The sequence below is a fragment of the Stenotrophomonas sp. Marseille-Q5258 genome, from assembly GCF_946900935.1.
GTDB classification, from domain to species: domain Bacteria; phylum Pseudomonadota; class Gammaproteobacteria; order Xanthomonadales; family Xanthomonadaceae; genus Stenotrophomonas; species Stenotrophomonas nematodicola.
This window is the reverse complement of record NZ_CAMPPN010000014.1, coordinates 24583-49381: the sequence shown is the minus strand read 5'-3', so window position 1 is coordinate 49381 and position 24799 is coordinate 24583. Positions and strand designations below refer to the sequence as shown.

Sequence of the window (24799 nt, the reverse complement as noted above, 5' to 3'; positions counted from 1 at the left end):
ATCTCAGTTCAGGCGCTGCCGATGGCGCGCGGCCATGACGCAGTCCCCGTGCAGCAGCAGCACCGCCACGCGGATGAACTCCTCGATTTCGGCCAGCGCATCGTCGTCATCGTCGTTGCCGCTTTCAAAATCCTCGCTCGACGCCTGGGCCAGCTTGGCCAGGTCGTTGAGCGCCTCTTCGCCTTCCTCGGACAGCGTCGGGCGGCGACCACCCGCGCCCAGCCCGAAGCCGCCCAGGAACGCGCGCGCCCAGGTGAACAGGGCGTCGGCCTGCGCGGCAGTGTCGCCGGCATCGGACAGCAGCAGCTCGAAGGCGAAATCACGGTCTTCCAGCTGGGCCACACTGGCCTCCAACAGACGCGACAGCGCGTCGCCCTCTGCCGGCACCGGCAGGGCGTCGTCGGCCAGCACCCGCGCCGGCCATTCGCGCACCGGCGCACCACCGGCGGACAGCCAACCGCACAGGCCGCCGTGGAGTTCAGCGGCGCTGGCGCCCAGGCCCAGGGCCTGGCTGGCCTGGTTTACGTCGTCGACACTCGGAAGTTCGGTCATCTTGGGGCTCGATCAGAAAAAGGTGCCACCGCAGCCGATCACCACGGTTTGTGAGCGCGACAGTGTAGCAATCCGGCCGTCTTCCCCGGGTCGTTGCCGTGCGTCCGGGCTGCCCGCGACAGACCCCGGCCCGGACCGCCGCACGCCCCCGTCATTATTCGCTTGACCGCCCTGTACGCCCTTGCCTATCGTGCCGCTCATGGAACCCGCCGACGCCATCGCCCAGTTGCAGGCCTTCGCCGCACGCGTGGAGGCGTTGCTTGAGCGCAACCAGCGCCTGGCCGAGGAGAACCGCAGTCTCCGCCACCAGCAGGAACAGCTGGTGGCCGAGCGGTCCCAGCTTCTGGCCAAGAACGAGCAGGCCCGCTCCCGGGTCGAAGCGATGATCACCCGCCTCAAGTCCCTGGAGCAGCACACATGAGCCAGACCGAACCGGTCAGTGTCCGCATCCTGGACCGCGAGTACACGGTGGGCGTGGGCGCCGAGGAACGCGAAAGCCTCACGGCGGCGGCCAGGCTGCTGGACGCCAAGATGCGCGAGATCCGCGGCAGCAACCGCATGGCTGCGGTGGACCGGGTGGCGGTGCTGGCCGCGCTCAACCTCGCCCATGAGCTGCAGCAGCTGCGCGACGACCATGCCCGCCAGGCGGTGGCGCTGCAGCAGACGCTGGCCGACCTGAACCGGCGTCTGGACCGCGCCATCGACGGCGCCTGACCGCGCGTGGAACATCGCCACGCGTGCGGCGATGAACACGCGCCTGTCATCGATCTGAATTCTCCTGCAATCCAACCGACGAACGGCCTATCCCCCGGCGCGCGCTTGGCTATAATGGCGACGCGTTCTCTGCTGTGAACGACGGCGTGTGCAAACATTCGCCTTGTCCCTTAATTACGACCACGGGTGCGCGACGGCGCCGGGAGTGCAGGTCCGCCTTGTAGCGGGAAGCCCGAAGGAACCCCAGCGTACCCACTTGAACCCCGGGTTCAAGGTCGTTTCGCACGCATCGTCACCGCGGAGAATGCAATATTCCGGCAAGAGCGACGTTCCCCTGGAGCGTCGCTCTTGTTTTATCCGCCGCTCTCCTTCCATGACCTGGACCCCGGCATGACCGACCCGCGCCTGGCCCTGCGCCAGCAGTTGCGCCACGCCCGTCGAGACCTCCCCGCCGCGCACCGCCTGGCCGCTGCCGACACCTTGGCCGATGCGCTGCTGTCGTTGCCGTTCGCCCCCACCGCAGGCCATGTCGCCGGTTACTGGGCGATGGATGGCGAGATCGCCCTGCACCGCTGGCAGATGCAGTTGCCCGACAACGTGGTCTATTGCCTGCCGGTACTGCATGCGCAGACGCTGCGCTTCGCGCCTTGGCGTCCCGGGCAGCCGCTGACCGCCAACCGGTTCGGCATTCCCGAGCCGGACATGCCGATCGCGCAGACCCTGGCGCCCGAGGAGATGGCGCTGGTGGTGGCACCGCTGGTCGGATTCGACAGCCAGTGCCGGCGACTGGGCATGGGAGGCGGCTGGTATGATCGCAGCTTCGCATTCCGGCAGGCGCGCCAGGCCCCGCCGTGGCTGGTCGGCGTCGGATTCTCGATCCAGCAGGTGGACGCCCTTCCGGTCGCGCCCTGGGATGTCCCGGTCGATGCGATCTGCACCGAACTGTCCACCCTTGTTCCCGCGCCGGTCCACGATCGGCACCCACCGCGATAGAGATGGCATGACCGCACGCAAGCGCTACTGGCTGATGAAGTCCGAACCGGACGCCTTTTCCATCGACGATCTGCAGCGCGTCGGTCGCGAGCCTTGGAACGGCGTGCGCAACTACCAGGCGCGCAACTTCATGCGCGATGGCATGAAGGTCGGCGATGGCGTGCTGTTCTACCACTCCAACACCAAGGTCCCCGGCATCGTCGGGCTGGCCACCGTGGCCAGCGACGCCTACCCGGACGAGACCCAGTTCGACGCCGGGTCGGACTATTACGATCCCAAGGCCACCCGCGAAGAACCGCGCTGGCTGCTGGTGGACGTGGCCTTCGAGCGCAAACTGCGCAACACGATTTCGCTGGACGAGATCAAGCTGCATGCCGATGCGCTGGGCGAGGGGTTCCCGCTCATCGCGCGCGGCAACCGCCTGTCTATCCTGCCGGTGACAGCAGCGCAATGGAAAACGCTGCTGTCGCTGGAAAAGCACTGACCCTTTTCTTTCCTCCTCGTCACCAAGAGTTCTCCGCCATGTCCGAAGCCAAGCGCCTGGCCGCCGAAAAAGCCCTGGAATACGTCGAAGACGGCATGATCGTCGGTGTCGGCACCGGGTCCACCGTTGCCTACTTCATCGACGGTCTGGCCCGCATCAAGCACCGCATCAAGGGCACCGTGTCCAGCTCCGAACAGAGCACCGCGCGCCTGCGCGAGCACGGCATCGAGGTGATGGAACTGAACCACACCGGCACGCTCTCGCTGTACGTGGACGGCGCCGACGAATGCGACGGCAACAAGTGCCTGATCAAGGGCGGTGGCGCTGCCCTGACCCGCGAAAAGATCATTGCCGAGGCCAGCGAGCGCTTCGTCTGCATCGTCGACCCGAGCAAGCAGGTCAAGGTGCTGGGCCGCTTCCCGCTGCCGGTGGAAGTCATCCCGATGGCGCGCAGCCTGGTGGCGCGCCGGATCCTGGAAATGACCGGCGGCCAGCCGGCGTGGCGCGAAGGCGTGATCACCGACAACGGCAACGTCATTCTGGACATCCACCATCTGGAAATCACCGACCCGGTGAAGCTGGAGCGCGAGCTCAACCAGCTGCCCGGCGTGGTCTGCGTGGGCCTGTTCGCGCGGCGCCCGGCCGACGTGGTGATCGTCGGTGGCGAACCGCCGCAGGTGTTCTGATCCCCTGGCCGGCGCCCGGCGCCGGCCCTACCGTCGAGGTGAACGATGATTCTCAAGCGTCTGCTGCCGCTGCTGTTGCTGCTCGCCCTGACCGGGTGCGCCAGCACCGGCGCCCGCCACTGGGTCGAACTGGGCGGTACGCGGTACAAGGTCGAACTGGCGACCAGCGATGAAACCCGCGCACGCGGGCTGATGTTCCGCGACCACATGCCCGACGACCACGGCATGCTGTTCATCCACGAACGCGAGGAGCTGCAGGCGTACTGGATGAAGAACACCAAGATCGCGCTGGACATCCTGTACTTCGATGCGCAGCGCCGGCTGGTCAGCCAGTCGCGCGACGTTCCGCCGTGCTCGGCCGGCGACCGTTGCCCGCCCTACCCCAGCAGCGGCCCGGCACGGTATGTGCTCGAGCTCAACGCCGGCCAGGCCGAAAAACTGGGCCTGGCCGATGGCACCGAGCTGGTGTTCGGCCCCGGCATCGACGACGCCCGATAAGGGAGTGACCGCCGGCCACGGCTGGCGGTCTTTCACATGGCCCCGCTTGAATCGCGAGGCATTTGTCGCCAGTCTTGTCCCATGCAGGGGCAGATGACATTACCGGAGTGGGATTCGCTGGCCGACCTGGACGACGAGGCGCTGCCCCTGTTGCCCACCGCGCTGCTGATCGCCCGCGATGAGTACCCCGACCTGGACCCGAAGGTCTACGACGCGCTCATCCAGAGCCATGTCGAGCACCTGCGCACGGAGGTCGGCACGATCGAGATGTGGCCGATGAAGATCGCGGCCGTCAACCGCCACCTGTTCGACGAACTGGGCTACAGCGGCGACCACGGCGAGTACTACGACCCGCGCAACAGCTACCTCAACCAGGTGTTCGAACGCCGCTTGGGCAACCCGATCTCGCTGGCCCTGGTGCAGATGGAAGTCTCGCGCCGGCTGGGCATTCCGCTGGACGGAGTGTCCTTCCCCGGCCATTTCCTGGTGCGCCTGCCGGTCAACGACGGCGTCCTGGTGATGGACCCCTTCAACGGCGGTCGCCCACTGGACGTGGAAGAACTGCGCGAGCGCGCCCGCTCGCACCTGGGCGGCGAGGTTCCCGATGACGACGTGCTGGCGCAGATCCTCGATCCGGCGCCGGCACGCGCGATCCTGATGCGCATGCTGCGCAATCTGCACGGGGTGTATGCCGAGCGCGGCGAATGGGACCGCGCCGCACGCTGTGCGGACCGCCTGCTGAAACTGGCCCCCGAGCAGGACGACGCATTGCGCGACCGCGGACTGGCCTACCTGCAGCTGGATTACCAGGCCGGCGCGCACCGCGACCTGGCCCAGTACCTGCAGCGCAATGGCCAGGCCAGCGACGCCCAGTGGGTGCGCGAGAAACTGGTGGCGCTGGGCGGGCGCACGCCGCGGCTGCACTGAACACCGCAAGCCGCGATTGACCCGCCAGGCGGATCAGTCCACCTCGACCATCTCGAAATCGTCCTTGGTCACGCCGCAGTCCGGGCACGTCCAGGTATCGGGAATGTCTTCCCAACGGGTGCCCGGCGCGATCCCCTCTTCCGGCAGACCGTCTTCTTCCTTGTACAGAAAGCCGCAGACAACGCACATCCAGGTGCGGAAAGTGGTGGCGGTGGCATCGGTCATTGGATAATCACGGCGGGACAGGAACGGGCGGCGCCCATTGTCCCACTCCCGTCGTGCTACCGGTAGCCACCGATGACTTCTGCGTCCCGCCTTTCCCCACGCCCCCGTGGCGTTTACCTGATCACCCCCGACGAGGCCGATACCGCCCGCCTGCTGGCGCGCACCGCGCCGCTGCTGGCTGACGGCGCCACCTGGCTGCAGTACCGCAACAAGACCGCCGACGCCGCCCTGAAGGAGGCGCAGGCCACCGGGCTGCAGGCACTGTGCGCGCAACACGGGGTGCCGCTGATCATCAACGACGACCCGCACCTCGCCCACCGCGTGGGCGCCGCCGGCGTCCACCTGGGCGGCACCGATGGGGACATCGGCGCCGCGCGCGCCCTGCTGGGCGCGGCGGCCATCATCGGCGCGTCCTGCTACGACCAGCTGGCCAACGCCGAGCATGCGGTCGCCGCCGGCGCCAGCTATGTGGCCTTCGGTGCGTTCTTCCCCACCACCACCAAGGTCACCCGCAGCCGCGCCACCCCCGACCTGCTGCGGCAAAGCGCCGCACTGGGCGTGCCGCGGGTGGCGATCGGCGGGCTGACCCCGGACAATGTCGGTCCCGTCATCGCGGCCGGCGCCGATCTGGTGGCCGTGGTCAGCAGCGTATTCGCCGCCGACGATCCGGTCGCCATCCAGCGCGCCTTCCTCGCCCAGTTCCCGCCTCACCAGGACACCCCATGAACCACGACCAGTCCCACGCCCTGTTCACCCGCGCACAGGCGCTGCTGCCCGGCGGCGTCAACTCGCCGGTGCGCGCGTTCAAGTCGGTTGGCGGTGAACCGTTCTTCGTGCAGCGCGCCGATGGCCCGTACCTGTACGACGTGGACGGCAACCGCTACATCGACTACGTCGGGTCGTGGGGCCCGATGATCGTCGGCCACAACCACCCGGCCGTGCGCCAGGCGGTGAAGCGCGCCATCGACAACGGCCTGTCCTTCGGCGCACCGTGCGAGGCCGAAGTGGTGATGGCCGAGACGCTCACCCGGCTGGTGCCGTCGTGCGAGATGGTGCGCATGGTCAACTCCGGTACCGAAGCCACGCTGTCGGCGATCCGCCTGGCGCGGGGTGCCACCGGCCGCAGCCGCATCGTCAAGTTCGAAGGCTGCTACCACGGTCACGGCGATTCGTTCCTGGTCAAGGCCGGCAGCGGCATGCTGACGCTGGGCGTGCCCACCTCGCCGGGCGTGCCGGCGGGCCTGAGCGAACTGACACTGACCCTGCCCTACAACGATTTCGACGCGGCCACCGCGCTGTTCGCCGAACAGGGCGAGCACATCGCCGGCCTGATCATCGAACCGGTGGTGGGCAACGCCAACTGCATTCCGCCGCGCGAAGGCTACCTGCAGCACCTGCGTGCGCTGTGCACGCAGTACGGCACGCTGCTGATCTTCGACGAAGTGATGACCGGCTTCCGCGTCGCCCTCGGCGGCGCGCAGGCACACTACGGCATCACCCCCGACCTGACCACGTTCGGCAAGATCATCGGAGGCGGCATGCCGGTGGGGGCCTACGGCGGGCGTCGCGAGCTGATGTCGCAGATCGCGCCCGCCGGCCCGATCTACCAGGCGGGCACCCTGAGCGGCAACCCGGTGGCGATGGCCGCTGGCCTGGCGATGCTCGAGCTGGTGCAGGAACCGGGCTTCCACGACCGCCTGAGCGCTGCGAGCGCCCGCCTGTGCGCCGGCCTCGAGGATGCGGCCGCGGCGGCCGGCGTGGCCGTTACCACCACGCAGGTGGGGGCGATGTTCGGCCTGTTCTTCACCGACCAGAAAGTGGACACCTATGCGCAGGCCGTTGCCTGCGACATCGGCGCGTTCAACCGCTTCTTCCACGCCATGCTCGAGCGCGGCGTGTTCCTGGCACCCTCGGCCTACGAGGCCGGCTTCCTGTCCAGCGCCCACGACGACAGCGTGATCGACGCAACGATCGCCGCAGCGCGCGACGCGTTCAAGGTCGTCAACGGCTGATCCAGCGGGAAGGGTACGGGGCTACCGACCCGCGGTCGGTAGCTGCCGGCCGGTTGGTGTTCGGGACTCACCCGAATACAAACCGGCCTTTCATCATCGCGAAGTGGCCCGGGAACGAGCAGAAGAAAGTGTAGTCGCCGCCCTTGGTGAGCCTGGCGGTGGAGAAGGTGACGCTGGTGCTCTGTCCCCCCCCGATCACCGGCGTGTGCGCCAGCACGCGCGCGTCGCCCTTCGGCAGATAGCTGTCGGCCAGCTTCATGCGCATGCCGGCCATCGCCACCGGCTGGTAGTCCGCACTGCGGGTCAGCACCCAGTTGTGGCCCATCGTGGTGGCGGCCAGCTTACCGGTGTGGCGCAGGGTCAGCTTGACCTGGCTGCAGTCCGCCGCGACCTTGATCTCCTTCTGGCTGAAGCTCATCTGATCGGTGCTGTCCAGAGCGACCGCGCAGACGCGGGCGTGGGCAGACGGGGCCAGCACCAGGCCGGCGAGCAACACGGGAACAAGCAGTTTCAAGACAATCTCCAGTCAACGGTCCCCGCGATTCTAGGGGCCGCGTACGCGCACCACCTGCGACGCGATGTCGCAGCGCGCCCCGTCGCTGGGGTACGGTCAGCATTGGACCTGGACGAGAGTGCCCGATGCCGATGGCCGTGGACTGTCTGCTGCTGGATGTCGATGGCGTGCTGGTGCGCTATGCGCGGCACCTGCGCGTACGCCACCTCGCCACCGCCTGCGGTTGCAGCGCGGCGGCGGTGCACGCCGCCCTGTTCGACAGCGGACTCGACCGCGAGCATGACAGCGGGCTGGACAGCGACGTGTATCTGGCACGCCTGGGCCAGGCGTTGGGCACGCCGGTCAGCGCGGCGCAGTGGCAGGCCGCGCGCATTGCCGCCTCCATGCCACAGGCCGGGGTGATCGAGCGCGTGCAGCGCATCGCGCGGCATCTGCCGATCGCGGTGCTGACCAACAACGGGGCCATGATGGCCGATACGATTCCGCGCCTGCTGCCGACCCTGGCCGAGGCACTGCGCGGACGTATCCTGTGCAGCGGCGCATTGGGCGGGCGCAAACCCGATCCGGCGGTATTCCTGCAGGCCACGGCGCTGCTCGGCCTGCGACCGGAACGGACGCTGTTCGTGGACGATCTGTTCACCAACGTGCGCGGCGCGCGCGTGGCCGGCCTGCAGGCCGAAACCGCGGCCGACAGCCGTACCTTCGGCAAGGTCATGAAGCGCTACGGGCTGAGCGGCTGAGCGGCTGAGCGGGAGCGCGTACGCGCCCCCGGGCAGGCCGGGGGCACGAAGGATGGCGGCTCAGCGCGAGGCGATGTACGACTGGATGGCCGCCCGCAGGCGCTTGAGGCCTTCGGCGATTTCCTCATCGGTGATGTTCAGCGACGGCACGAAGCGCAGTACGTCCGGGCCGGCCTGCAGCGTCAGCAGCCCCTTGTCGGCGGCATGGTCCAGAATCGCGCCGGCCTGGCCGGCAAAGTCGCGGTCCAGCACCGCGCCCAGCATCAGGCCCCGGCCACGCACCTGGCTGAACACCTTGAACTCGTCGTTGATCCGGCCCAGGCCGTCGCGCAGCGCCTGCGACTGGCGGCTCACGTTGTGGCCGATCTCCGGCGAGGACAGCTTGCGCAACGCCACGCGTGCGACCGCCGCCGCCAGCGGGTTGCCGCCGAAGGTGGTGCCGTGCGCGCCGAACTGCATGACCTCGGCAACTTTCGGGCCGGCCAGCATCGCACCGATCGGGAACCCGCCGCCCAGCGCCTTGGCCAGGGTCACGATGTCCGGCTTGATGCCGTCCTGCCAGTGCGCGAACAGCGTCCCGGTGCGGCCCATGCCGACCTGGATCTCGTCCAGCACCATCAGCGCGCCATGCTGGTCGCAGAGATCACGGATGCGCTGCATGAAGCCCGGCTTGGCCGGCATCACACCGCCCTCGCCCTGGATCGGCTCCAGCATCACCGCCGCCACGTCACCGGCGGCCATCGCGGTCTCCAGCTGCACCTCGTCGTTGAAATCGACATAGCGGAAGCCACCCGGCAACGGCTCGTAGCCTTCCTGGTACTTCGGCTGGGCGGTGGCGGTCACCGCCGCCAGGGTGCGGCCGTGGAAGCTGCCGCGGAAAGTGACGATGACGCGCTGGTGAGCCGGGCGGCCCTGCGAGGACGCCCACTTGCGCACCAGCTTGATCGCCACTTCATTGGCTTCGGCGCCGGAATTGCACAGGAACACGCGCTCGGCGAAACGCGAGGCGGTGACCAGTTCCTCGGCCAGGCGCAGCGGCGGTTCGCTGTAGAACACGTTGCTGGTGTGCCAGAGCTTGCCGGCCTGCTCGATCAGCGCTGCGGTCAGGTCCGGGTCGTTGTGGCCCAGCCCGCACACGGCGATGCCGGCGGCAAGGTCGATGAACTCGCGCCCCTGGGTATCCCACACGCGCGCGCCCTGGCCGCGCTCGAGCACCACCTGGCGCGGCTTGTACACCGGCAGGTAGTAATGCGACAGGGACAACAGCGGATCGGGGGCGGCGGCGGTCATGGCAGTCAGGGGCATCGGGAAAGTCCCATTCTCGCGCTTCCGCCGGCTCAGGCACAATGCGGCCCATGCGACCGTTCAGCGCCCCCCAGCTCAATCCCGCCACCGAGACCGGCTGGCGCCGTCGCTGGTTCGACATCATCTACCGCCACGACACCCGGCCGTCGCGCAACTTCGACCTGCTGCTGGTCTACGCCATCATCGCCAGCGTACTGGTGGTGATGTTCGACAGCGTGCAGCGCTTCCACGTTGCCCACGCCGACTGGCTGTACGTGGTCGAATGGGGCTTCACCCTCCTGTTCACCGCCGAGTACGTACTGCGGCTGGTGGTGGTGAAACGACCGCTGCGCTATGCGGTGAGCGTCTGGGGCGTCATCGACCTGGCCTCGATCCTGCCCACCTATCTGTCGCTGTTCATCCCCGGCGCGCAGAGCCTGCTGGTGGTGCGCGCGCTGCGCATTCTGCGGGTGTTCCGCATCCTCAAGCTGACCCGCTACATCGAGGAAAGCGGCATCCTGATGCAGTCGCTGTGGCGCAGCCGGCGCAAGATCCTGCTGTTTCTGTTCACGGTGGTGACCATCACCATCATCGCCGGCACCCTGATGTACGTGATCGAAGGGCCCAACCACGGCTTCACCAGCATCCCCAGCAGCATGTACTGGGCGGTGGTGACGATGGCCACGGTGGGCTTTGGCGACATCGTGCCGCAGACCGTGCTCGGCCGCTTCGTCACCTCGGTACTGATCCTCATCGGCTACAGCATCATCGCCGTGCCCACCGGCATCTACACCGCCGAACTGGCCAGCACCATGCGCGACGCGGAGCTGGCCGCACGCCGTGACGCGCGTGGCTGCCCGCAGTGCGGGCTGGAAGGACACGAGCCCGATGCGCGGCATTGCCGGCGTTGCGGGCACGTGTTGCCGGAGACGTTCAACCAGTAGCGGTCAGTCCAGGAACAGGTCCGGCAGCAGCGGCCGTGAGGGGTCCACCGCGTAACGGCCCAGGTCGGTGATGCCGGCCTGGGCCAGCACCTCGTCATCGAGCAGGAACTGCCCGCTGAATCCGGCCGCCTGGCGGGTCAGCACGGCGTGCGCGGCGTCGGCCAGGATCTCCGGCGTGCGGCAGCCGGCACTGTCCACGCCGGGAATCATGTTGATCGCATCGGTGGCAATGATCGTGCGCGGCCACAGTGCATTCACCGCCACGCCCTGCGGCCCGAACTCGGCGGCCAGTCCCAGCGTGACGAAGCTCATGCCCATCTTGGCCAGCGTGTAACCGGTATGCGGTCCCCACCATTTCGGGTCGAGGCTGGGCGGCGGGGCCAGGGTCAGGATGTGCGGATTGGGTGCCTGCAGCAGGTGCGGCAGGCAGGCCTGCGCGCACAGGAAGCTGCCGCGCGAATTGACCTGCTGCATCAGGTCGAACCGCTTCATCGGTGTCTCCAGCGTGCCGCGCAGCCAGATCGCGCTGGCATTGTTGACCAAGATGTCGATGCCGCCGAACGTGTCGACGGTGGCGGCCACGGCTGCGCGCACCTGGTCTTCCTCGCGGATGTCGCACTGCAGGGCCAACGCCTGGCCGCCGGCAGCGGTCACGGCGTCAGCGGCGCTGTGGATGGTGCCGGGCAGTTTCGGATTGGGCACCGCCGACTTGGCTGCGATGGCCACGTTGGCGCCGTCGCGCGCTGCGCGCAGGGCGATGGCCAGGCCGATGCCGCGCGAGGCGCCGGTGATGAACAGGGTCTTGCCTTGCAGACTGGCCATGCGGACGTCCTCGAAGCGGTTGCGTGGACCGGCATTATGCCGCGCGCGCCGCCTGGCGACCTGCGGAAGGCCGCGTCAGGGTTTGGGGCCCTGCCCTTCGTTGTCTTCCCAGTGCAGGATCCGGCGGGTGACGAAGCGGTACACCGGCTTGCCGGTGCGGAACCACAGATCGCGTACCCACGAGGGTCGCGCGAGCACGCGTCGTTCCACCGGCGTCAGCGACGTGCCGCAGTACATGCGCTTGTGCTTGAGCAGGTGGCGCAGGTCTTCGCGCGCCAGCAGCCGCATCCAGCGCGAGCGCGGATTGCCGATCACCGCCAGCTGGAAGTCGATGACCGCCGGCGAGCCGTCCTCGCGCACCAGCCAGTTGGCTTCCTTGGCCAGGTCGTTGTGTGCGACGCCACGCCGATGGACCTGCTGCAGCAGCGCGCGCGCCGCACGGAAGTACGCCAGATCGCCGCGCGGCGGACGCTGGTACATCGCCTGGCCCGGCATGTAGCTGCGGTCCAGCTGCTGGCGGTTGGACGCCAGCAGCTGCGGCGTCGCCGCCAGCCCGTCCAGCTGCCGCAGCGCGCGCGCTTCGCGCCGCGCCAGGCCGCGTGCGATCCCGCGCAGCCACCACGGGCCGGCACGCAGATCACGACGGATGAAACGGTGCCCGCCCTGCTCGACCAGCAGGATACGGCCGAAGGTGTCGGACTTGAGCGCCTGCTGGGAAGGGGACGTATTCACTGCGTCATTCTAGGCATGCCAGCGACCCATTCACGTCGATACGCGGCAGATCACGGCATTTCCCTGCTGCTGGCCGGCAATCAGTCACTTTCACAGCCCTATAATCCCCGCATGGACTCGTCATGGATCGATGCCACGCTTGCGTGGATCGCAGCTCACCCCGTGCTTGCCGGCGCGGTCATTTTCCTTATCGCCTTCTGCGATGCGGTCATCGTGCTGGGCGCGATCGTGCCCGCCCTCCCGCTGCTGTTCGCCGTGGGCGTCTTCATCGGCCTGGGGCAGATTTCCGGACCGTATGCGGTGGCGTGCGCGGCCCTCGGTGCGTTTGCCGGTGACGGGATCAGCTACTGGATCGGGCGTCGCTGGGGCGATCGCCTGCGCGGCTTCTGGCCGTTCAGCAAATACCCGCAGCTGCTGGACCGTGGCGAGACGATGTTCCGCCGCAATGCCTTCAAGAGCATCCTGGTGGCACGCTACGTCGGCGCGATCCGCCCGTTCGTGCCCGCCATCGCCGGCATGTTGAAGATGCCGCTGTCGCGCTACATCCAGGCCAGCGGCATTGCCAGTCTGTCCTGGGCGGTGCTGTTCCTGGCGCCGGGTTGGGTGCTTGGCGAAGCCTATGATGCCGTCGCTGCGGTCGCCGGGCGGCTGGTGATGGTGCTTGCCCTGCTGGGCGTGATCCTGGGCCTGGTATGGGCGATCGTGCTGTACGGCTACCGCTGGTCGGCCGCGCGCATGGACAGCTGGCTGGCCGCCCTGCTGCGCTGGTCGCAGCGCCACCCCACGCTGGGCCGCTATTCGGTGTCGGTGCTGGACCCGCAGCGCCGCGAATCGGTGCCGCTGGCGATGCTGGCGCTGATGCTGCTGCTGCTGGGCTGGTGCTGGTTCGCGCTGCTGATGGCAGTAGTCGCGCATGGCGAGCCGCTCGCGCTGGACCTGGCCGTGCACCAGGCCATGCTGGCCCTGCGCAATCCGCTGGCCGACTACCCGATGGCCGCACTCGCCTCGCTGGGCGCCTGGCCGGTACTGGCACCGGCCACGGCCGCCGGCATGGGGTATCTGATCTGGCGCCGGCGCTGGATGGCCGCCGGCCACTGGCTGGCGGCACTGGCCTTCGGCCTGGCCCTGACCAAGCTGCTCGGCGCCACCGTGCACGTGGTACGCCCGCCCGATGCCAGCAGCGGGTTCGGCTTCCCGTCGGTGTCGGTGACGATGGCCACCATCACCTTCGGCTTCTTCGCGGTGCTGATCGCGCGCGAGCTGCCCGGTCGCACCCGCGTGTGGCCGTACCTGCTGTCCGGTGTCATCGTCAGCGTGATCGGCTTTGCCCGCCTGTACCTCGGCGCGCATTGGCTCAGCGACGTGATCGGCGGGATGCTGTTCGGCATTTTCTGGCTGCTGGTGCTGGGCATCGCCTACCGCCGCCGCTTCAACCGCTCGTTCTGGGTCAAGCCGGTGGCATGGCTGTTCTACGGCACCTTCGCGGTGGCCGCGCTGTGGTACGCGCCGCGCAACATCCCGGTGAAGCTGGCACGGTTCGAGCCGGCGCAGCCGGCACCGGTGGATATCGCCTCGGCCGCGTGGTGGCAGCAGGCGTGGCAGCAGCTGCCGGCGCGGCGTAACGAGTTCGACGACGACCAGCGCTGGCCGCTGGACGTGCAGGTGGCCGGGCCGCTGGCACCGTTGCAGAAGCGCCTGGAAAGCCAGGGCTGGCGCGTGCAGCCGCAGGCCGGCTGGGAACAGGCGCTGCTGATGCTGGACAAGTCGGCCGGCCAGGACGAAATCCCGGTGCTGCCGGCCACGCTGGACACCCAGGTGGAATCGCTGCTGATGCTGCGCGCGGGCAATGCGCCCGACGAGGTCTTCGCGCTCCGCCTGTGGCCGGCGCCGGCCCGCCTGCAGCCCGGCGACCAGCCGCTGTGGCTGGGCAGCGCGCAGACCCTGCACTACCAGCGGCATTTCAGCCTGATTGGCATGTGGCGGCCGATGCGCGGCATCGACCCGTCGCTGAACGCCGTGCGTGAGGCGCTGGACGGCCTGCCGCAGCAGGTCTCCACCCATCCGGACACACAGATGCCGGTACTGCGGGTCAAGACCACCCCGTAACGCCGGGCTCTACCCGGCGGCGGAGCCCACGCTCACGCGGGTATCCAGCGCAGCAGGTCCTGCAGCCGCTGGTGCGGATCATCCTGCTGCAGCAGCTGCAGCCGCTGCGGTTCCTCCAGCGGCAGCAGCTCGGCGAGCCGCCAGCCCACCCATGCGGCCTGGTCGAGCTGCCCCGGGTGCACCGGGGCGAATGCCGCGCCCGCCTGTTCGATGATGTGTTCCAGCACGGTGGCCAGCAGCGCGTGTTCGGGGCGCAGCTCGTCATCGTGATCGGGTGGACTCCACTGCACGTCCGCCAGCACCAGGCCATTGTCACGCACGCGCGTGCGCAGCACATGGAAGCGGCGCTGGCCGCGCAGGCGCAGCACCAGCACGCCATCGGCACCGACGTCGAAATCCTCGATGCGCGCTTCCACGCCGTAGGCCGCCGGCAGGGCCGGGCCACCGACCTCGTCGCCGTCCAGGATCAGGCACACGCCAAAGGTGGAATCCTGCCGGCCGCACTCGCGCAGCATGTCCAGGTAGCGGCGCTCGAACACCCGCAGGCCGAGCGCGGCGCCGGGCAGCAGCACGGCGTGCAGGGGAAACAGCGGCAGGGACGCAGTCTCGGTCATGGCCGTTACGATGCCTGCAACTGCGCCAGAAAGCGGCGCGGCGCGCCGTCGAAACCGCCGTTGGACATGAACACCACGTGGTCGCCCGGTGCCACCACACGACCCAGCTGGGCCAGCAGCGCATCGGTATCGGGCACTGCGTACGCATCGCCGCGTACCGCAGCGATCACCGCCGACGCATCCCAGGCCAGCTCGGGACGGTGCAGGAACACCACTGCATCGGCCAGGTCCAGCGACGGCGCCAGCGCCTGCGCGTGCGCGCCCAGGCGCATCGAATTGCTGCGCGGCTCCATCGCCACCACGATGCGGGCATCGCCCACCTTGGCGCGCAGGCCGTCGAGGGTGGTGTGGATGGCGGTGGGATGGTGCGCGAAATCATCGTAGATGGTCACGCCATCGGCGCTGCCGATCACTTCCATGCGGCGCTTGACGCTGCGGAAGCTCGCCAGCGCCGGGATCACCTGCGCCGGGTCGACGCCCACCGCATGCGCGGCGGCCAGTGCAGCCAGCCCGTTGAGCACGTTGTGGCGACCCAGCAGCGACCACTGCACCTCACCCACGTCCACGCCCCGATGGGAGACGCGGAAGCGGCTGCCGTCGGCGTGCACCAGCGCGGCGCTCCACTCCAGCGCCGGATCGAAGCCGAACCGCTCCACCGGCGTCCAGCAGCCCATCGCCAGCACCTCGGCCAGACGGGCGTCCTCGCCGTTGACGATCAGCCGCCCGCGCGCCGGCACCGTGCGCACCAGATGGTGGAACTGGCGCTGGATCGCGGCGACGTCGGGGAAGATGTCGGCATGGTCGAATTCAAGGTTGTTGAGGATCGCCACCAGCGGCCGGTAGTGGACGAATTTGCTGCGCTTGTCGAAAAAGGCGGTGTCGTATTCGTCGGCTTCCACCACGAACTCACGACCACTGCCCAGCCGCGCGGACACGCCGAAGTCTTCGGCCACGCCCCCGATCAGGAACCCCGGCTCACGGCCGGCGGCCTGCAGCAGCCAGGTCAGGATGGTGGTGGTGGTGGTCTTGCCGTGGGTACCGGCCACGGCCAGCGTGTCGCGGCCCGGCAGCACCTGCTCGGCCAGCCACTGCGCCCCGGAGATATAGCGCTGGCCGGCGTCGAGGACCGCTTCCACCGCCGGATTGCCGCGCGACAGGGCGTTGCCGACCACCACCGCGTCGCAGTCGGGGCCGACGCTGTCGGCGCGATAGCCGGGGTCGAGGGTGATACCCAGCTGTTCGAGCTGGGTGGACATCGGCGGATAGATCGCCTGGTCACTGCCACGGACCGTCAGGCCCTGTTCGCGTGCCAACGCGGCTACGCCGCCCATGAAAGTGCCTGCAATGCCCAGGATATGTATCGTGCTCATGCGCTCGATTGTCGCCGATCACTGTCGATGCGTGTGCGCGTCGTCAGACAAGTCCTACAAAGACTGTGAGAAAAATCCACACCCATGTCGGGGAATTCCCGATAGCCAACTAGTGTGAACACGGACACAATTCAGGTTGCCAGCCGTAGCACCCCATTGGTCCTACTCCCCAAGAGGCCATCCCCAGGGGGGCTCATGCTGCGGGGCCCTGAGCAAGCCCGCCAGCTGGCGCCTTAAGAACAGACACGCCTGGTCCCTTCGGGGACCGGGCGTGCCTGTTTTCGGGGCCGGCTGCACCGATCCCCGACCGCAGGCGCTGCCGAAGCAGCGCCCGGGAGGTCAGCGCTGGATCGCCGCGCGGATGCGCGCTTCCACGTCGTCCAGCTCACCCACGCCATCGACGCGGGCCAGCGTGCCGCGGCCGGCATAGAAATCCACCACCGGCGCGGTCTGGTCGTTGTAGACCTGCAGGCGCTGGCGCACCGACTCGGGATTGTCGTCGGCGCGGCCCTGTTCGGCGGCACGGCCGGCAATGCGCTCGACCAGCAGTTCGGTCGGCACGTCCAGCTGCACCACCGCGTCCAGCGGCTGGCCGATCTTGGCCAGCAGGGTATCCAGCGCGTTGGCCTGGGCCACATTGCGCGGGTAGCCGTCCAGGATGAATCCGTTGGCGACGTCGGCCTGGCCCAGGCGCGATTCCAGCATGCCCAGCAGGATGTCGTCGGACACCAGGTTGCCGGCGTCCATCACGGCCTTGGCCTGCCTGCCCAGCTCGGTACCGGCGGCCACTTCGGCACGCAGCAGATCGCCGGTGGAAATGTGCGCAATCGCCAGCTGTTCCTTCAGGCGCGTCGCCTGTGTCCCCTTGCCCGAACCGGGCGGTCCCAACAGAACCAATCGCATCAACCTGACTCCAACTTGGTAAGAAATAGGAAGGGCGCGCGCCCCGGGAATGTCCACAATCACGCTGCACCGCAATACGCGCACTTTACCCCATCCGGGTAATGTCCCTGCAATGTCCTTCCCCCAGACCAAGGTCGACCCATGTCAAAAGGTACCCTGCTGTATGCCCAGTCGGGCGGCGTCACCGCCGTCATCAACGCGACCGCCTCGGCGGTCATCAGCACCGCCCGGGCCAAGGGAATCAAGGTGTTGGCCGCGCGCAACGGCATCCTTGGCGCACTGCGCGAGGAACTGATCGACACCTCGAAGGAAACCGCCGCCGCCATCGCCGCGCTGGCCCATACCCCGGGCGGGGCCTTTGGCTCGTGCCGCTACAAGCTGAAGTCGCTGGAGGCCGACCGGGCCCGGTACGAACGCCTGCTCGAGGTCCTGCGCGCCCACGACGTGCGCTGGTTCCTCTACAACGGCGGCAACGATTCGGCCGACACCGCCTGGAAGGTGTCCCAGCTGGCCAAGGCATTCGACTACGACCTGACCTGCATCGGGGTGCCCAAGACCATCGACAACGATCTGGCGGTGACCGACACCTGCCCCGGCTTCGGGTCGGCCGCCAAGTACACCGCGGTGTCGGTGCGCGAGGCCGCGTTGGACGTCGCGGCGATGGCCGAGACCTCCACCAAGGTATTCGTCTACGAGGCGATGGGCCGTCATGCCGGCTGGCTTGCCGCCGCTGCGGGATTGGCCGGCGAGGGCCCCGACGATGCCCCGCACATCATCCTGCTGCCCGAGCGCGCCTATGACGAGGCCGCGTTCCTGGCCAAGGTCAAGGCGGTGGTCGAGCGCGTGGGCCACTGCGTGGTGGTGGCCTCCGAAGGCATCCAGACCGCCGATGGCCGCTTCGTGGCCGATGCCGGCGGCGGCAAGGATTCCTTCGGGCACACTCAGCTCGGTGGCGTGGCCTCGCAGCTGGCCGGGCGGGTCAAGGATGCACTGGGCTACAAGGTGCACTGGACCCTGCCCGACTACCTGCAGCGTTCGGCCCGCCATATCGCCTCCAGAACCGACTGGGAACAGGCGCAGGCGGTCGGCAAGGCCGCCGTGCAGTTCGCACTGAAAGGCCAGAACGCAGTGATGCCGGTGATCGTGCGCAGCAGTGACAGCCCCTACCGCTGGAAAATCGAGGCGGCCCCGCTGCACAAGGTGGCCAACCACGAGAAGAAGATGCCGGCCAGCTTCATCCGCAGGGACGGCTTCGGCATCACCGCCAAGGCGCGCGCCTACCTGTCGCCCCTGATCAGGGGCGAGGCCCCCCTGCCCTATGGTGCCGATGGCCTGCCGAAGTACGTGACGCTGAAAAACGTGGCGGTCCGGAAGAAGCTGGCGCCCTGGCAGGAAGGCTGATCCTGCCGCCCGGCGCCGACCGGGCATTTGCGACACCGGGGGGGCGGACCCTACAATCCGCCCCGCCAGCAAGGTCTGCTGGATCTCGCCCTAGCGACCCACCCTCCGCGCACCGCGGACGATGACAAGGACTGTACCGATGATGCGCCATCCCCTGTTTGCCGTACTGCTGCTCGCCGTGGCAGCCCCTGCGTTCGCCGACACCTGCGAAAGCAGCTTCCAGAAGAAGGGCAACCCGCTTTCCGGCACCACCTACACCGCCTCGGTGACCGTGCCCGACCTGACCGTCAAGAGCGCGATCGGTCAGATGAACGTGATCGCCAAGGGCAACAACATGGACGTGCTGAGCGCGGACGCAGAGAACGGCGCGATGCTGATCGAAGATCCGCAGTCGGCCATGCACAAGACCATTCCGATCATCATCAGCGCCACCAGCGAAGGCCGCACCGGCACGGTGGCGATGACGGTCAAGCTCAACCCGGGCGCCTTTGCCAAGGCCGACGCGATCCGCGCCGAGATGTGCAAGATGCTGACCCAGGTCAAGCCCGGCAAGGCCGGCGAACAGTTCGCCGCGTCCACCCCGAAGGCCTCGACGGTGAACATTTCCGCTTCCGATTTCGGCTTCCAGCTGCGTACCCAGCACAAGGACAACCCGGCCGCGATCGAACCGCGCTACCAGGGCAAGATCTATTCGATCACCGGCCGCGTCAACGGCGTGCTCAAGAGCGGTGGCACCTACAACACCGGCTTCGACATTCCCAGCAGCACCTCGGGCATCGACTTCGAAAGCGTGGCCATCACCTGCGCGTTTGCCCCGAGCCAGGCAGCCTTCGCGCTGGCGCTCCGCCCGCGGGAAAAGGTCACGCTGGTCGGCGTGGTCGACCGCTACGACCAGATCGGCCGCGTGCTGTGGCTGAAGGACTGCAAGGGCAACTGAGCCCGCGCAACCCGGCGTGATACCCGAGCCCGGACCGGCCCTGCCGTCCGGGCTTTTTCATGGCCTGTAACCGGCACCCCGCCACGTCACGCCATCAACGGCAGGCGTTGCCTTCCACCGTCATCTGCGCGGCGAACATCGGCACCGGCGCGATCCTGCCGGCCGCCGCCTGCTTCCTGGCCTCCTCCAGGTAGATCCGCGACTGCCCCTGGCCATCGAGTTCGGGCTTCTGCGCGACCGGCATGCGCCACACGCGTACCACCGCCTGCTGCGCCGGGCATGCCGCGCTCGGCACGCGGATGACGTCATTGAGTTTCCATCCCTTGGCCTCGCTCGGCTGCGCCTTGTCGAAATCGACGAAACGCGCGCGCGGCTGGCATTGCTCGCTGGTGCGCACCACGCTGAACCGGTAGGGCTGCGCGACGTCACCGGTGAACACGCCTTCCAGCCGCGCGCAGGCTTCGGGAATCTGGCGCAGCGTGTGGGCGGCATTCACCGCCTGTGGGGCACCGGCGGCGCGCTGCAGTTCCGGGGTCTCGGCGGCGGACGCAGCCACCGCAGGCAGCAGGGCCAGCCAGAACAGGTGACGGGGGGACATGGCGATGCCTCGTTGGGAATGGGAAGAGGGTCGCTTGGCGCAGATGAATGGTGTGGCAAGGCGGCACCGACCACGGGACCGGGCAGTGCCTGCCGTGATGGCCCTTCCGCGCCACCGGATGCGACCTGGAGCGCATACCGGCATCCACATCTGGCGGTTTCCGCGCTTTTCCCGGCATACTCGGGGGGCACCAGGATTGCTGAACAAAGCCACACGCTTGATGACCGGGCACGGTCTGAACGGGTTGGTCCTTAGCTTGCAGCCCGTTGTGCCCCGCGTGGTGAGGTTCATCCGTCGACTGGATGCCATCCATCACCCGGGAGGGGACATGCTGGAACGATACGGGCTTACCCTGGCGCTGATCTGCGCCATCCTCGCGATTCTCTACGGCATCGTGTCGGCACGCTGGATCCTCCGGCAACCGGCTGGCAATGCCCGCATGCAGGAGATCGCCGCCGCCATCCAGGAAGGCGCGCGCGCCTATCTCAACCGTCAGTACCTCACCATCGGTGTCGCCGGCATCGTGCTGTTCGTGCTGGTCGGGTTCTTCCTCAGCTGGTACACCGCGACCGGCTTCGCGATCGGTGCGGTGCTGTCCGGTGCGGCCGGCTACATCGGCATGAACGTGTCGGTGCGGGCCAATGTGCGCACCGCGGAAGCGGCACGCAAGGGTCTCGGCGCGGCGATGGACGTGGCGTTCCGCGGCGGCGCGATCACCGGCATGCTGGTGGTCGGACTGGGGCTGCTGGGCGTGGCCGGCTATTACGCCCTGCTGCTGCGGCTGGGGCTGGATACCGCGCAGGCGCTGCACGCACTGGTCGGGTTGGCGTTCGGCTCGTCGCTGATCTCGATCTTCGCGCGGCTCGGCGGCGGCATCTTCACCAAGGGCGCCGACGTCGGTGCCGACCTGGTCGGCAAGGTCGAAGCCGGCATCCCCGAAGACGATCCCCGCAACCCTGCGGTCATCGCCGACAACGTCGGCGACAACGTCGGCGACTGCGCGGGCATGGCCGCCGACCTGTTCGAGACCTACGCGGTGACGGTGATCGCCACCATGCTGCTGGGCAGCCTGATGATCGCCGAAGCCGGACGCAACGCGATCCTGTACCCGCTGGTGCTGGGCGGGGTCTCGATCATCGCCTCGATCATCGGCGCGCTGTTCGTCAAGGTGAAGCCGGGCGGTTCGATCATGGGCGCGCTGTACAAGGGCGTGATCGTCTCGGCGGTGCTGGCGGCGATCGCCTTCTATCCGATCACGCTGCAACTGATGCCGGACAACGCGCACGGTGCATTGAACCTGTACTTCTGCGCGTTGATCGGGCTGGTGCTGACCGGGCTGATCGTGTGGATCACCGAGTACTACACCGGCACCCAGTACACGCCGGTGCAGCATGTCGCGCAGGCCTCCACCACCGGCCACGGCACCAACATCATCGCCGGGCTCGGTGTGTCGATGAAATCGACCGCGCTGCCGGTGATCGCCGTGTGCGTGGCGATCTGGCTGGCGCACTACTTCGGTGGCCTGTACGGCATCGCCATCGCCGCCACCGCGATGCTGTCGATGGCCGGCATGATCGTGGCGCTGGATGCGTACGGGCCGATCACCGACAACGCCGGCGGCATCGCCGAGATGGCCGAGCTGCCACCGGAGATCCGCAGCATCACCGACCCGCTCGACGCGGTGGGCAACACCACCAAGGCGGTGACCAAGGGCTATGCGATCGGCTCGGCGGCGCTGGCCGCGCTGGTGCTGTTTGCCGACTACACGCACAACCTGCAGGCGGCCCATCCCGGCGAGGTGTTCGCCTTCGACCTGTCCGACCACACGGTGATCATCGGCCTGCTGATCGGCGGCCTGATCCCCTACCTGTTCGGTGCGATGGCGATGGAGGCGGTCGGCCGTGCGGCCGGGGCGGTGGTGGAGGAAGTGCGCCGCCAGTTCCGCGACATCCCCGGCATCATGCAGGGCACCGGCAAGCCGCAGTACGACAAGGCAGTGGACATGCTGACCCGCTCGGCGATCCGCGAAATGATCGTTCCCTCGCTGTTGCCGGTCGCCGTGCCGGTGGTGGTCGGCCTGCTGCTGGGGCCGCGTGCGCTGGGCGGCCTGCTGATCGGCACGATCGTGACCGGCCTGTTCGTGGCGATCTCGATGACCACCGGCGGCGGCGCCTGGGACAACGCCAAGAAGTACATCGAGGATGGCCACTTCGGCGGCAAGGGCAGCGAAGCGCACAAGGCCGCGGTCACCGGCGATACCGTCGGCGATCCCTACAAGGACACCGCCGGCCCGGCGATCAATCCGCTGATCAAGATCATCAACATCGTCGCCCTGCTGCTCGTGCCCCTGCTGTAGTCAGCGCCCGCGCAGGGAAAACGCCACCGGCACCATGACCTCCACCGGATCGCCGGGGAGGTCCGCCGGTGGCGGCGGCATCGGATTGCCACGGCGCACGGTGTCCAGCGTCTCGGCATCCAGCAGCGCGTGGCCGCTGCTGGTGCCCAGTCGGATGTTGCTCGCATGCCCCTGCCTGTCCACCGAGAAGCGCACGTAGGCCACGCCCTGCTGGCGCAGACGTTCGGCCTGGCGCGGATAGCGGCGGTGCTGCTCCAGGTGGCCCAGCAGCAGCCCCTGCCAGGTCACCTGCGCGGGACTGCGTTGACCGGACACGGTCTGCTGCCCGGCATAGCGCTGCGATGCCTGCGCCTGCACGTCCGGCGGGGCCAGCGTCTGGTCCACTTCGGCAAGGTCGGAGGGGTCCTCACGCTCGCGAGGTTTCTGCGGCTGCGGTGCCTGGCTGAGCGCGGCGTCCGGGTCGGACGGCAGCACCAGGCGTGGCGGCGGTGTCGGGGTGGGCTGCGGGCGGTGCTGCTCCTGCTGTGCCGGCCCCGGCGGAATCTCGGTGGCCGGCGCCGGCGGCGCTTCGGCGGTGGCTGCCAGCTCGATCGCGATCGCCTCCTGCGGCAGCGCAACGGGCGGCGCGGCGGTCCGCGCGTGCCACCACACCACCGCACCGATCACCGCCGCATACAGTGCCACCACGATGCCCAGGCTGGCCGCCCAAGGCACCTGCGCCTCGTTGCGCAGGCTCATGATGCCGTCTGTTCCAGGCCAACCAGCGCCACCTTGGTGTAGCCGGCGCTGCGCAGCGCGTTGAGCGCCTGCATCACCGCGTCATACGGCACGCCCTTGTCGGCGCGCACGAAGATGCGCTGCGCTGGCGTGCCGTCGCCGGCCCGGTCCAGGACCGCCTTCAGCGCCCCGGCGTCCACCGCCGTGTCGTTGACGCTCCAGCGCAGGTCGGCCTGCACGGTCAGGTACACCGGCTCGCTGTCGCGTGGCTGCGGGCGTGCATTGCTGGCCGGCAGGTCCACCGGCAGATCCACCGTCGCCAGCGGTGCGGCCACCATGAAGATGATCAGCAGCACCAGCATGACGTCGATGAACGGGGTGACGTTGATCGCGTGGGTCTCCTCCAGCGCGTCCTCGTCGTGGCGGGCGGTACGCAGGGCCATGCGGGCCGCCTCAGCGCGCCGCCACGGCGATGCCGCGGCGGTCGAGGTCGCGTGACACCAGCTGCTGCACGCCTGCGGAGACATCGCCGGCCAGCGCACGCAGCCCGGCCAGCACCCGCGCGAAGTGGTTGTAGATCACCACGGCGGGAATCGCCGCCACCAGACCGAGTGCGGTGGCCAGCAGCGCCTCGGCGATGCCCGGGGCGACCACCGCCAGATGGGTGGTGTTGGCATCAGCGATGCCGATGAAGCTGTTCATGATGCCCCACACGGTGCCGAACAGCCCCACGAACGGAGCGATCGCGCCAATGCTCGCGAGCACCCCCACGCCGCTGCGCATGTCCCGTGCATAGGCCAGTTCGATACGTTCCAGCCGCGAGCCGATGCGCTCCTTGATGCCGGCAGCATCGGCGCCGTCGCCGGACAGGCGCAGCTCGGTGCGCGCGCCATCGAGCAGTGCATGCGCCACGCCCTGCCCCAGCACCGCGCCGGCAGCGCCGTCCGCGGCCGGCAGGTGTGCGGCGTCGAGCAGCAGGGCCCGCGCGGCACGCAGCCCGCGCGACTGCCGCGACAGGGCCCAGCCCTTGGCCAGCAGCACCGTCCAGGTGGCCACCGATGCGGCCGCCAGGGCCAGCATCACTGCCTTGACCACCGTATCGGCCGCCAGGTACATGCCCCACGGCGTGAGGTCGTGCGACAGCGCCGCGGCAGCGGCGGGAACATCAACAGGAAGCGTCATCGTCTGGATCTTTGTAGGGAGAAGGTGCATCAGTGGCGCGCGCATCCTGCGCGACGGCGACCGGGGGAACCGACAGGGGGGCGGCATCCAGCCGAGGGACCGGGCGCGACAGGACATAGGCCGCGCTCGCAGCGAAGAACAGTCCCACGCCTAGCAGCAGGCGCCACGACGGTTGCGCTCCCCAGCAGAACAGCGCAAAGCCCAGCGCCATGCCGCCGGCGGCGAACGCCTTGCCCTTGCCACTGACCGCGCCCTGCTCGCGCCACAGCCGCAGTGCCGGACCGTAGCGCGGGTGGTCGAGCAGGCGGCGCTCGAAACGTGGCGAACTGCGTGCGAAACAGCCGACCGCCAGGATCAGGAAAATGGTGGTGGGCATCACCGGCAGCAGCGCGCCGATCACCCCCAGCGCCACCATCAGCCATCCCAGGCAGAACCAGAGCCAGCGCATCAGGCCTGTCCGGCACGGCCCCGCACGGCGCGCGTGCGGC

Annotated in this window: 29 protein-coding genes and 1 other RNA gene; 16 read left to right on the top strand and 14 right to left on the bottom strand. The window is 68.6% G+C overall.

The window, feature by feature from the left end:
* Positions 1 to 3: 3 nt before the first annotated feature.
* Positions 4 to 552 carry a UPF0149 family protein gene (locus OC534_RS10905; protein WP_017355836.1) on the bottom strand — a complete coding sequence of 183 codons (549 nt, stop codon included), beginning with the start codon at positions 550 to 552 and terminating at the stop codon, positions 4 to 6.
* Between the two features lie 199 nt (positions 553 to 751).
* Here OC534_RS10905 and OC534_RS10900 point away from each other — a divergent pair, with 199 nt between their 5' ends.
* The 8 genes from OC534_RS10900 to OC534_RS10865 all read left to right on the top strand — a co-directional run bounded on the left by OC534_RS10900 (position 752) and on the right by OC534_RS10865 (position 4854).
* A complete protein-coding gene (locus OC534_RS10900) occupies positions 752 to 973 on the top strand; it encodes a TIGR02449 family protein (protein ID WP_017355837.1) in 222 nt (73 codons plus the stop codon).
* On the top strand, positions 970 to 1266 hold the full coding sequence (locus tag OC534_RS10895; RefSeq protein WP_017355838.1) for a cell division protein ZapA: 297 nt from the start codon (positions 970 to 972) through the stop codon (positions 1264 to 1266). Before OC534_RS10900 ends, OC534_RS10895 begins: the two co-directional genes overlap by 4 nt.
* 123 nt (positions 1267 to 1389) lie before the next feature.
* Positions 1390 to 1574, top strand: a non-coding RNA gene (gene ssrS / locus OC534_RS10890) — 6S RNA.
* A gap of 82 nt (positions 1575 to 1656) precedes the next feature.
* Entirely contained in the window at positions 1657 to 2259 is a 603-nt protein-coding gene (locus tag OC534_RS10885) for a 5-formyltetrahydrofolate cyclo-ligase (protein ID WP_136003180.1), read from the top strand.
* 7 nt (positions 2260 to 2266) lie between these two features.
* Complete coding sequence (locus tag OC534_RS10880; protein WP_017355840.1) at positions 2267 to 2743, top strand: EVE domain-containing protein; 477 nt, start codon at positions 2267 to 2269, stop codon at positions 2741 to 2743.
* 38 nt (positions 2744 to 2781) lie between these two features.
* Positions 2782 to 3429 carry a ribose-5-phosphate isomerase RpiA gene (rpiA, locus tag OC534_RS10875; RefSeq protein ID WP_017355841.1) on the top strand — a complete coding sequence of 216 codons (648 nt, stop codon included), beginning with the start codon at positions 2782 to 2784 and terminating at the stop codon, positions 3427 to 3429.
* Positions 3430 to 3474: 45 nt separating this feature from the next.
* Entirely contained in the window at positions 3475 to 3927 is a 453-nt protein-coding gene (locus tag OC534_RS10870; protein WP_136002966.1) for a DUF192 domain-containing protein, read from the top strand.
* 81 nt (positions 3928 to 4008) lie between these two features.
* Entirely contained in the window at positions 4009 to 4854 is an 846-nt protein-coding gene (locus OC534_RS10865; protein ID WP_136002965.1) for a SirB1 family protein, read from the top strand.
* A 33-nt stretch (positions 4855 to 4887) separates the two neighbouring features.
* Here the strand turns inward: OC534_RS10865 and OC534_RS10860 are convergent, their stop codons facing one another.
* A complete protein-coding gene (locus OC534_RS10860; RefSeq protein WP_136002964.1) occupies positions 4888 to 5079 on the bottom strand; it encodes a rubredoxin in 192 nt (63 codons plus the stop codon).
* Between the two features lie 72 nt (positions 5080 to 5151).
* Here OC534_RS10860 and thiE point away from each other — a divergent pair, with 72 nt between their 5' ends.
* Both thiE and hemL read left to right on the top strand, forming a co-directional pair.
* Positions 5152 to 5805 (top strand): thiamine phosphate synthase, encoded by a 654-nt coding sequence (gene thiE, locus OC534_RS10855; RefSeq protein WP_262071779.1) that lies wholly within the window; start codon positions 5152 to 5154, stop codon positions 5803 to 5805.
* Positions 5802 to 7091, top strand: coding sequence for a glutamate-1-semialdehyde 2,1-aminomutase (hemL, locus tag OC534_RS10850; protein ID WP_017356525.1), 1290 nt, complete (start codon positions 5802 to 5804; stop codon positions 7089 to 7091). Before thiE ends, hemL begins: the two co-directional genes overlap by 4 nt.
* A 67-nt stretch (positions 7092 to 7158) precedes the next feature.
* Here hemL and azu read toward each other — a convergent pair whose 3' ends face one another.
* Positions 7159 to 7605, bottom strand: coding sequence for an azurin (azu, locus tag OC534_RS10845; protein WP_136002962.1), 447 nt, complete (start codon positions 7603 to 7605; stop codon positions 7159 to 7161).
* 131 nt (positions 7606 to 7736) lie between these two features.
* On the opposite strand from azu, the gene OC534_RS10840 reads away from it, so the two are divergent.
* Positions 7737 to 8345 carry an HAD-IA family hydrolase gene (locus tag OC534_RS10840; protein ID WP_262071806.1) on the top strand — a complete coding sequence of 203 codons (609 nt, stop codon included), beginning with the start codon at positions 7737 to 7739 and terminating at the stop codon, positions 8343 to 8345.
* A gap of 60 nt (positions 8346 to 8405) precedes the next feature.
* On the opposite strand, the gene OC534_RS10835 is transcribed toward OC534_RS10840, so the two are convergent.
* Positions 8406 to 9635, bottom strand: a complete 1230-nt coding sequence (locus tag OC534_RS10835; protein WP_136003178.1) for an acetylornithine transaminase — start codon at positions 9633 to 9635, stop codon at positions 8406 to 8408.
* A gap of 65 nt (positions 9636 to 9700) precedes the next feature.
* Here OC534_RS10835 and OC534_RS10830 point away from each other — a divergent pair, with 65 nt between their 5' ends.
* A complete protein-coding gene (locus OC534_RS10830; RefSeq protein ID WP_017356529.1) occupies positions 9701 to 10573 on the top strand; it encodes an ion transporter in 873 nt (290 codons plus the stop codon).
* Positions 10574 to 10576: 3 nt separating this feature from the next.
* Here OC534_RS10830 and OC534_RS10825 read toward each other — a convergent pair whose 3' ends face one another.
* Both OC534_RS10825 and OC534_RS10820 read right to left on the bottom strand, forming a co-directional pair.
* Entirely contained in the window at positions 10577 to 11395 is an 819-nt protein-coding gene (locus tag OC534_RS10825; protein ID WP_017356530.1) for an NAD(P)-dependent oxidoreductase, read from the bottom strand.
* 75 nt (positions 11396 to 11470) lie between these two features.
* Positions 11471 to 12127, bottom strand: a complete 657-nt coding sequence (locus tag OC534_RS10820) for a phosphotransferase (RefSeq protein ID WP_136002961.1) — start codon at positions 12125 to 12127, stop codon at positions 11471 to 11473.
* 111 nt (positions 12128 to 12238) lie between these two features.
* Here OC534_RS10820 and OC534_RS10815 point away from each other — a divergent pair, with 111 nt between their 5' ends.
* Entirely contained in the window at positions 12239 to 14233 is a 1995-nt protein-coding gene (locus OC534_RS10815; protein WP_136002960.1) for a bifunctional DedA family/phosphatase PAP2 family protein, read from the top strand.
* 32 nt (positions 14234 to 14265) lie between these two features.
* On the opposite strand, the gene OC534_RS10810 is transcribed toward OC534_RS10815, so the two are convergent.
* The 3 genes from OC534_RS10810 to OC534_RS10800 all read right to left on the bottom strand — a co-directional run bounded on the left by OC534_RS10810 (position 14266) and on the right by OC534_RS10800 (position 17120).
* Positions 14266 to 14847, bottom strand: coding sequence for an LON peptidase substrate-binding domain-containing protein (locus OC534_RS10810; RefSeq protein WP_017357030.1), 582 nt, complete (start codon positions 14845 to 14847; stop codon positions 14266 to 14268).
* 5 nt (positions 14848 to 14852) lie between these two features.
* Complete coding sequence (gene mpl, locus OC534_RS10805) at positions 14853 to 16217, bottom strand: UDP-N-acetylmuramate:L-alanyl-gamma-D-glutamyl-meso-diaminopimelate ligase (RefSeq protein ID WP_017357029.1); 1365 nt, start codon at positions 16215 to 16217, stop codon at positions 14853 to 14855.
* A gap of 339 nt (positions 16218 to 16556) precedes the next feature.
* Positions 16557 to 17120, bottom strand: coding sequence for an adenylate kinase (locus OC534_RS10800; RefSeq protein ID WP_136002959.1), 564 nt, complete (start codon positions 17118 to 17120; stop codon positions 16557 to 16559).
* Positions 17121 to 17261: 141 nt separating this feature from the next.
* Here OC534_RS10800 and OC534_RS10795 point away from each other — a divergent pair, with 141 nt between their 5' ends.
* On the top strand, positions 17262 to 18521 hold the full coding sequence (locus tag OC534_RS10795) for a 6-phosphofructokinase (protein WP_166473405.1): 1260 nt from the start codon (positions 17262 to 17264) through the stop codon (positions 18519 to 18521).
* A gap of 139 nt (positions 18522 to 18660) precedes the next feature.
* Positions 18661 to 19458 (top strand): hypothetical protein, encoded by a 798-nt coding sequence (locus OC534_RS10790; RefSeq protein ID WP_017357026.1) that lies wholly within the window; start codon positions 18661 to 18663, stop codon positions 19456 to 19458.
* A gap of 94 nt (positions 19459 to 19552) precedes the next feature.
* Here OC534_RS10790 and OC534_RS10785 read toward each other — a convergent pair whose 3' ends face one another.
* Complete coding sequence (locus OC534_RS10785; protein WP_136002957.1) at positions 19553 to 20056, bottom strand: hypothetical protein; 504 nt, start codon at positions 20054 to 20056, stop codon at positions 19553 to 19555.
* Between the two features lie 328 nt (positions 20057 to 20384).
* Between OC534_RS10785 and OC534_RS10780 the strand changes: the two genes are divergently transcribed.
* The gene (locus OC534_RS10780) at positions 20385 to 22412 is read left to right on the top strand and encodes a sodium-translocating pyrophosphatase (protein ID WP_136002956.1); all 2028 of its coding nucleotides are present in this window, start codon (positions 20385 to 20387) and stop codon (positions 22410 to 22412) included.
* On the opposite strand, the gene OC534_RS10775 is transcribed toward OC534_RS10780, so the two are convergent.
* The 4 genes from OC534_RS10775 to OC534_RS10760 are packed head-to-tail and all read right to left on the bottom strand — an operon-like array spanning position 22413 to position 24759.
* Positions 22413 to 23150: a TonB family protein gene (locus OC534_RS10775; RefSeq protein WP_153164729.1), complete on the bottom strand. Its 738-nt coding sequence runs from the start codon at positions 23148 to 23150 to the stop codon at positions 22413 to 22415.
* Positions 23147 to 23572: a TonB system transport protein ExbD gene (exbD, locus tag OC534_RS10770; protein ID WP_136002954.1), complete on the bottom strand. Its 426-nt coding sequence runs from the start codon at positions 23570 to 23572 to the stop codon at positions 23147 to 23149. The genes OC534_RS10775 and exbD overlap by 4 nt, the downstream gene beginning before the upstream one ends.
* Before the next feature lie 10 nt (positions 23573 to 23582).
* The gene (gene exbB / locus OC534_RS10765; protein WP_262071778.1) at positions 23583 to 24311 is read right to left on the bottom strand and encodes a tonB-system energizer ExbB; all 729 of its coding nucleotides are present in this window, start codon (positions 24309 to 24311) and stop codon (positions 23583 to 23585) included.
* The gene (locus OC534_RS10760; RefSeq protein WP_136002953.1) at positions 24295 to 24759 is read right to left on the bottom strand and encodes a YbaN family protein; all 465 of its coding nucleotides are present in this window, start codon (positions 24757 to 24759) and stop codon (positions 24295 to 24297) included. Before OC534_RS10760 ends, exbB begins: the two co-directional genes overlap by 17 nt.
* Positions 24760 to 24799: the final 40 nt, after the last annotated feature.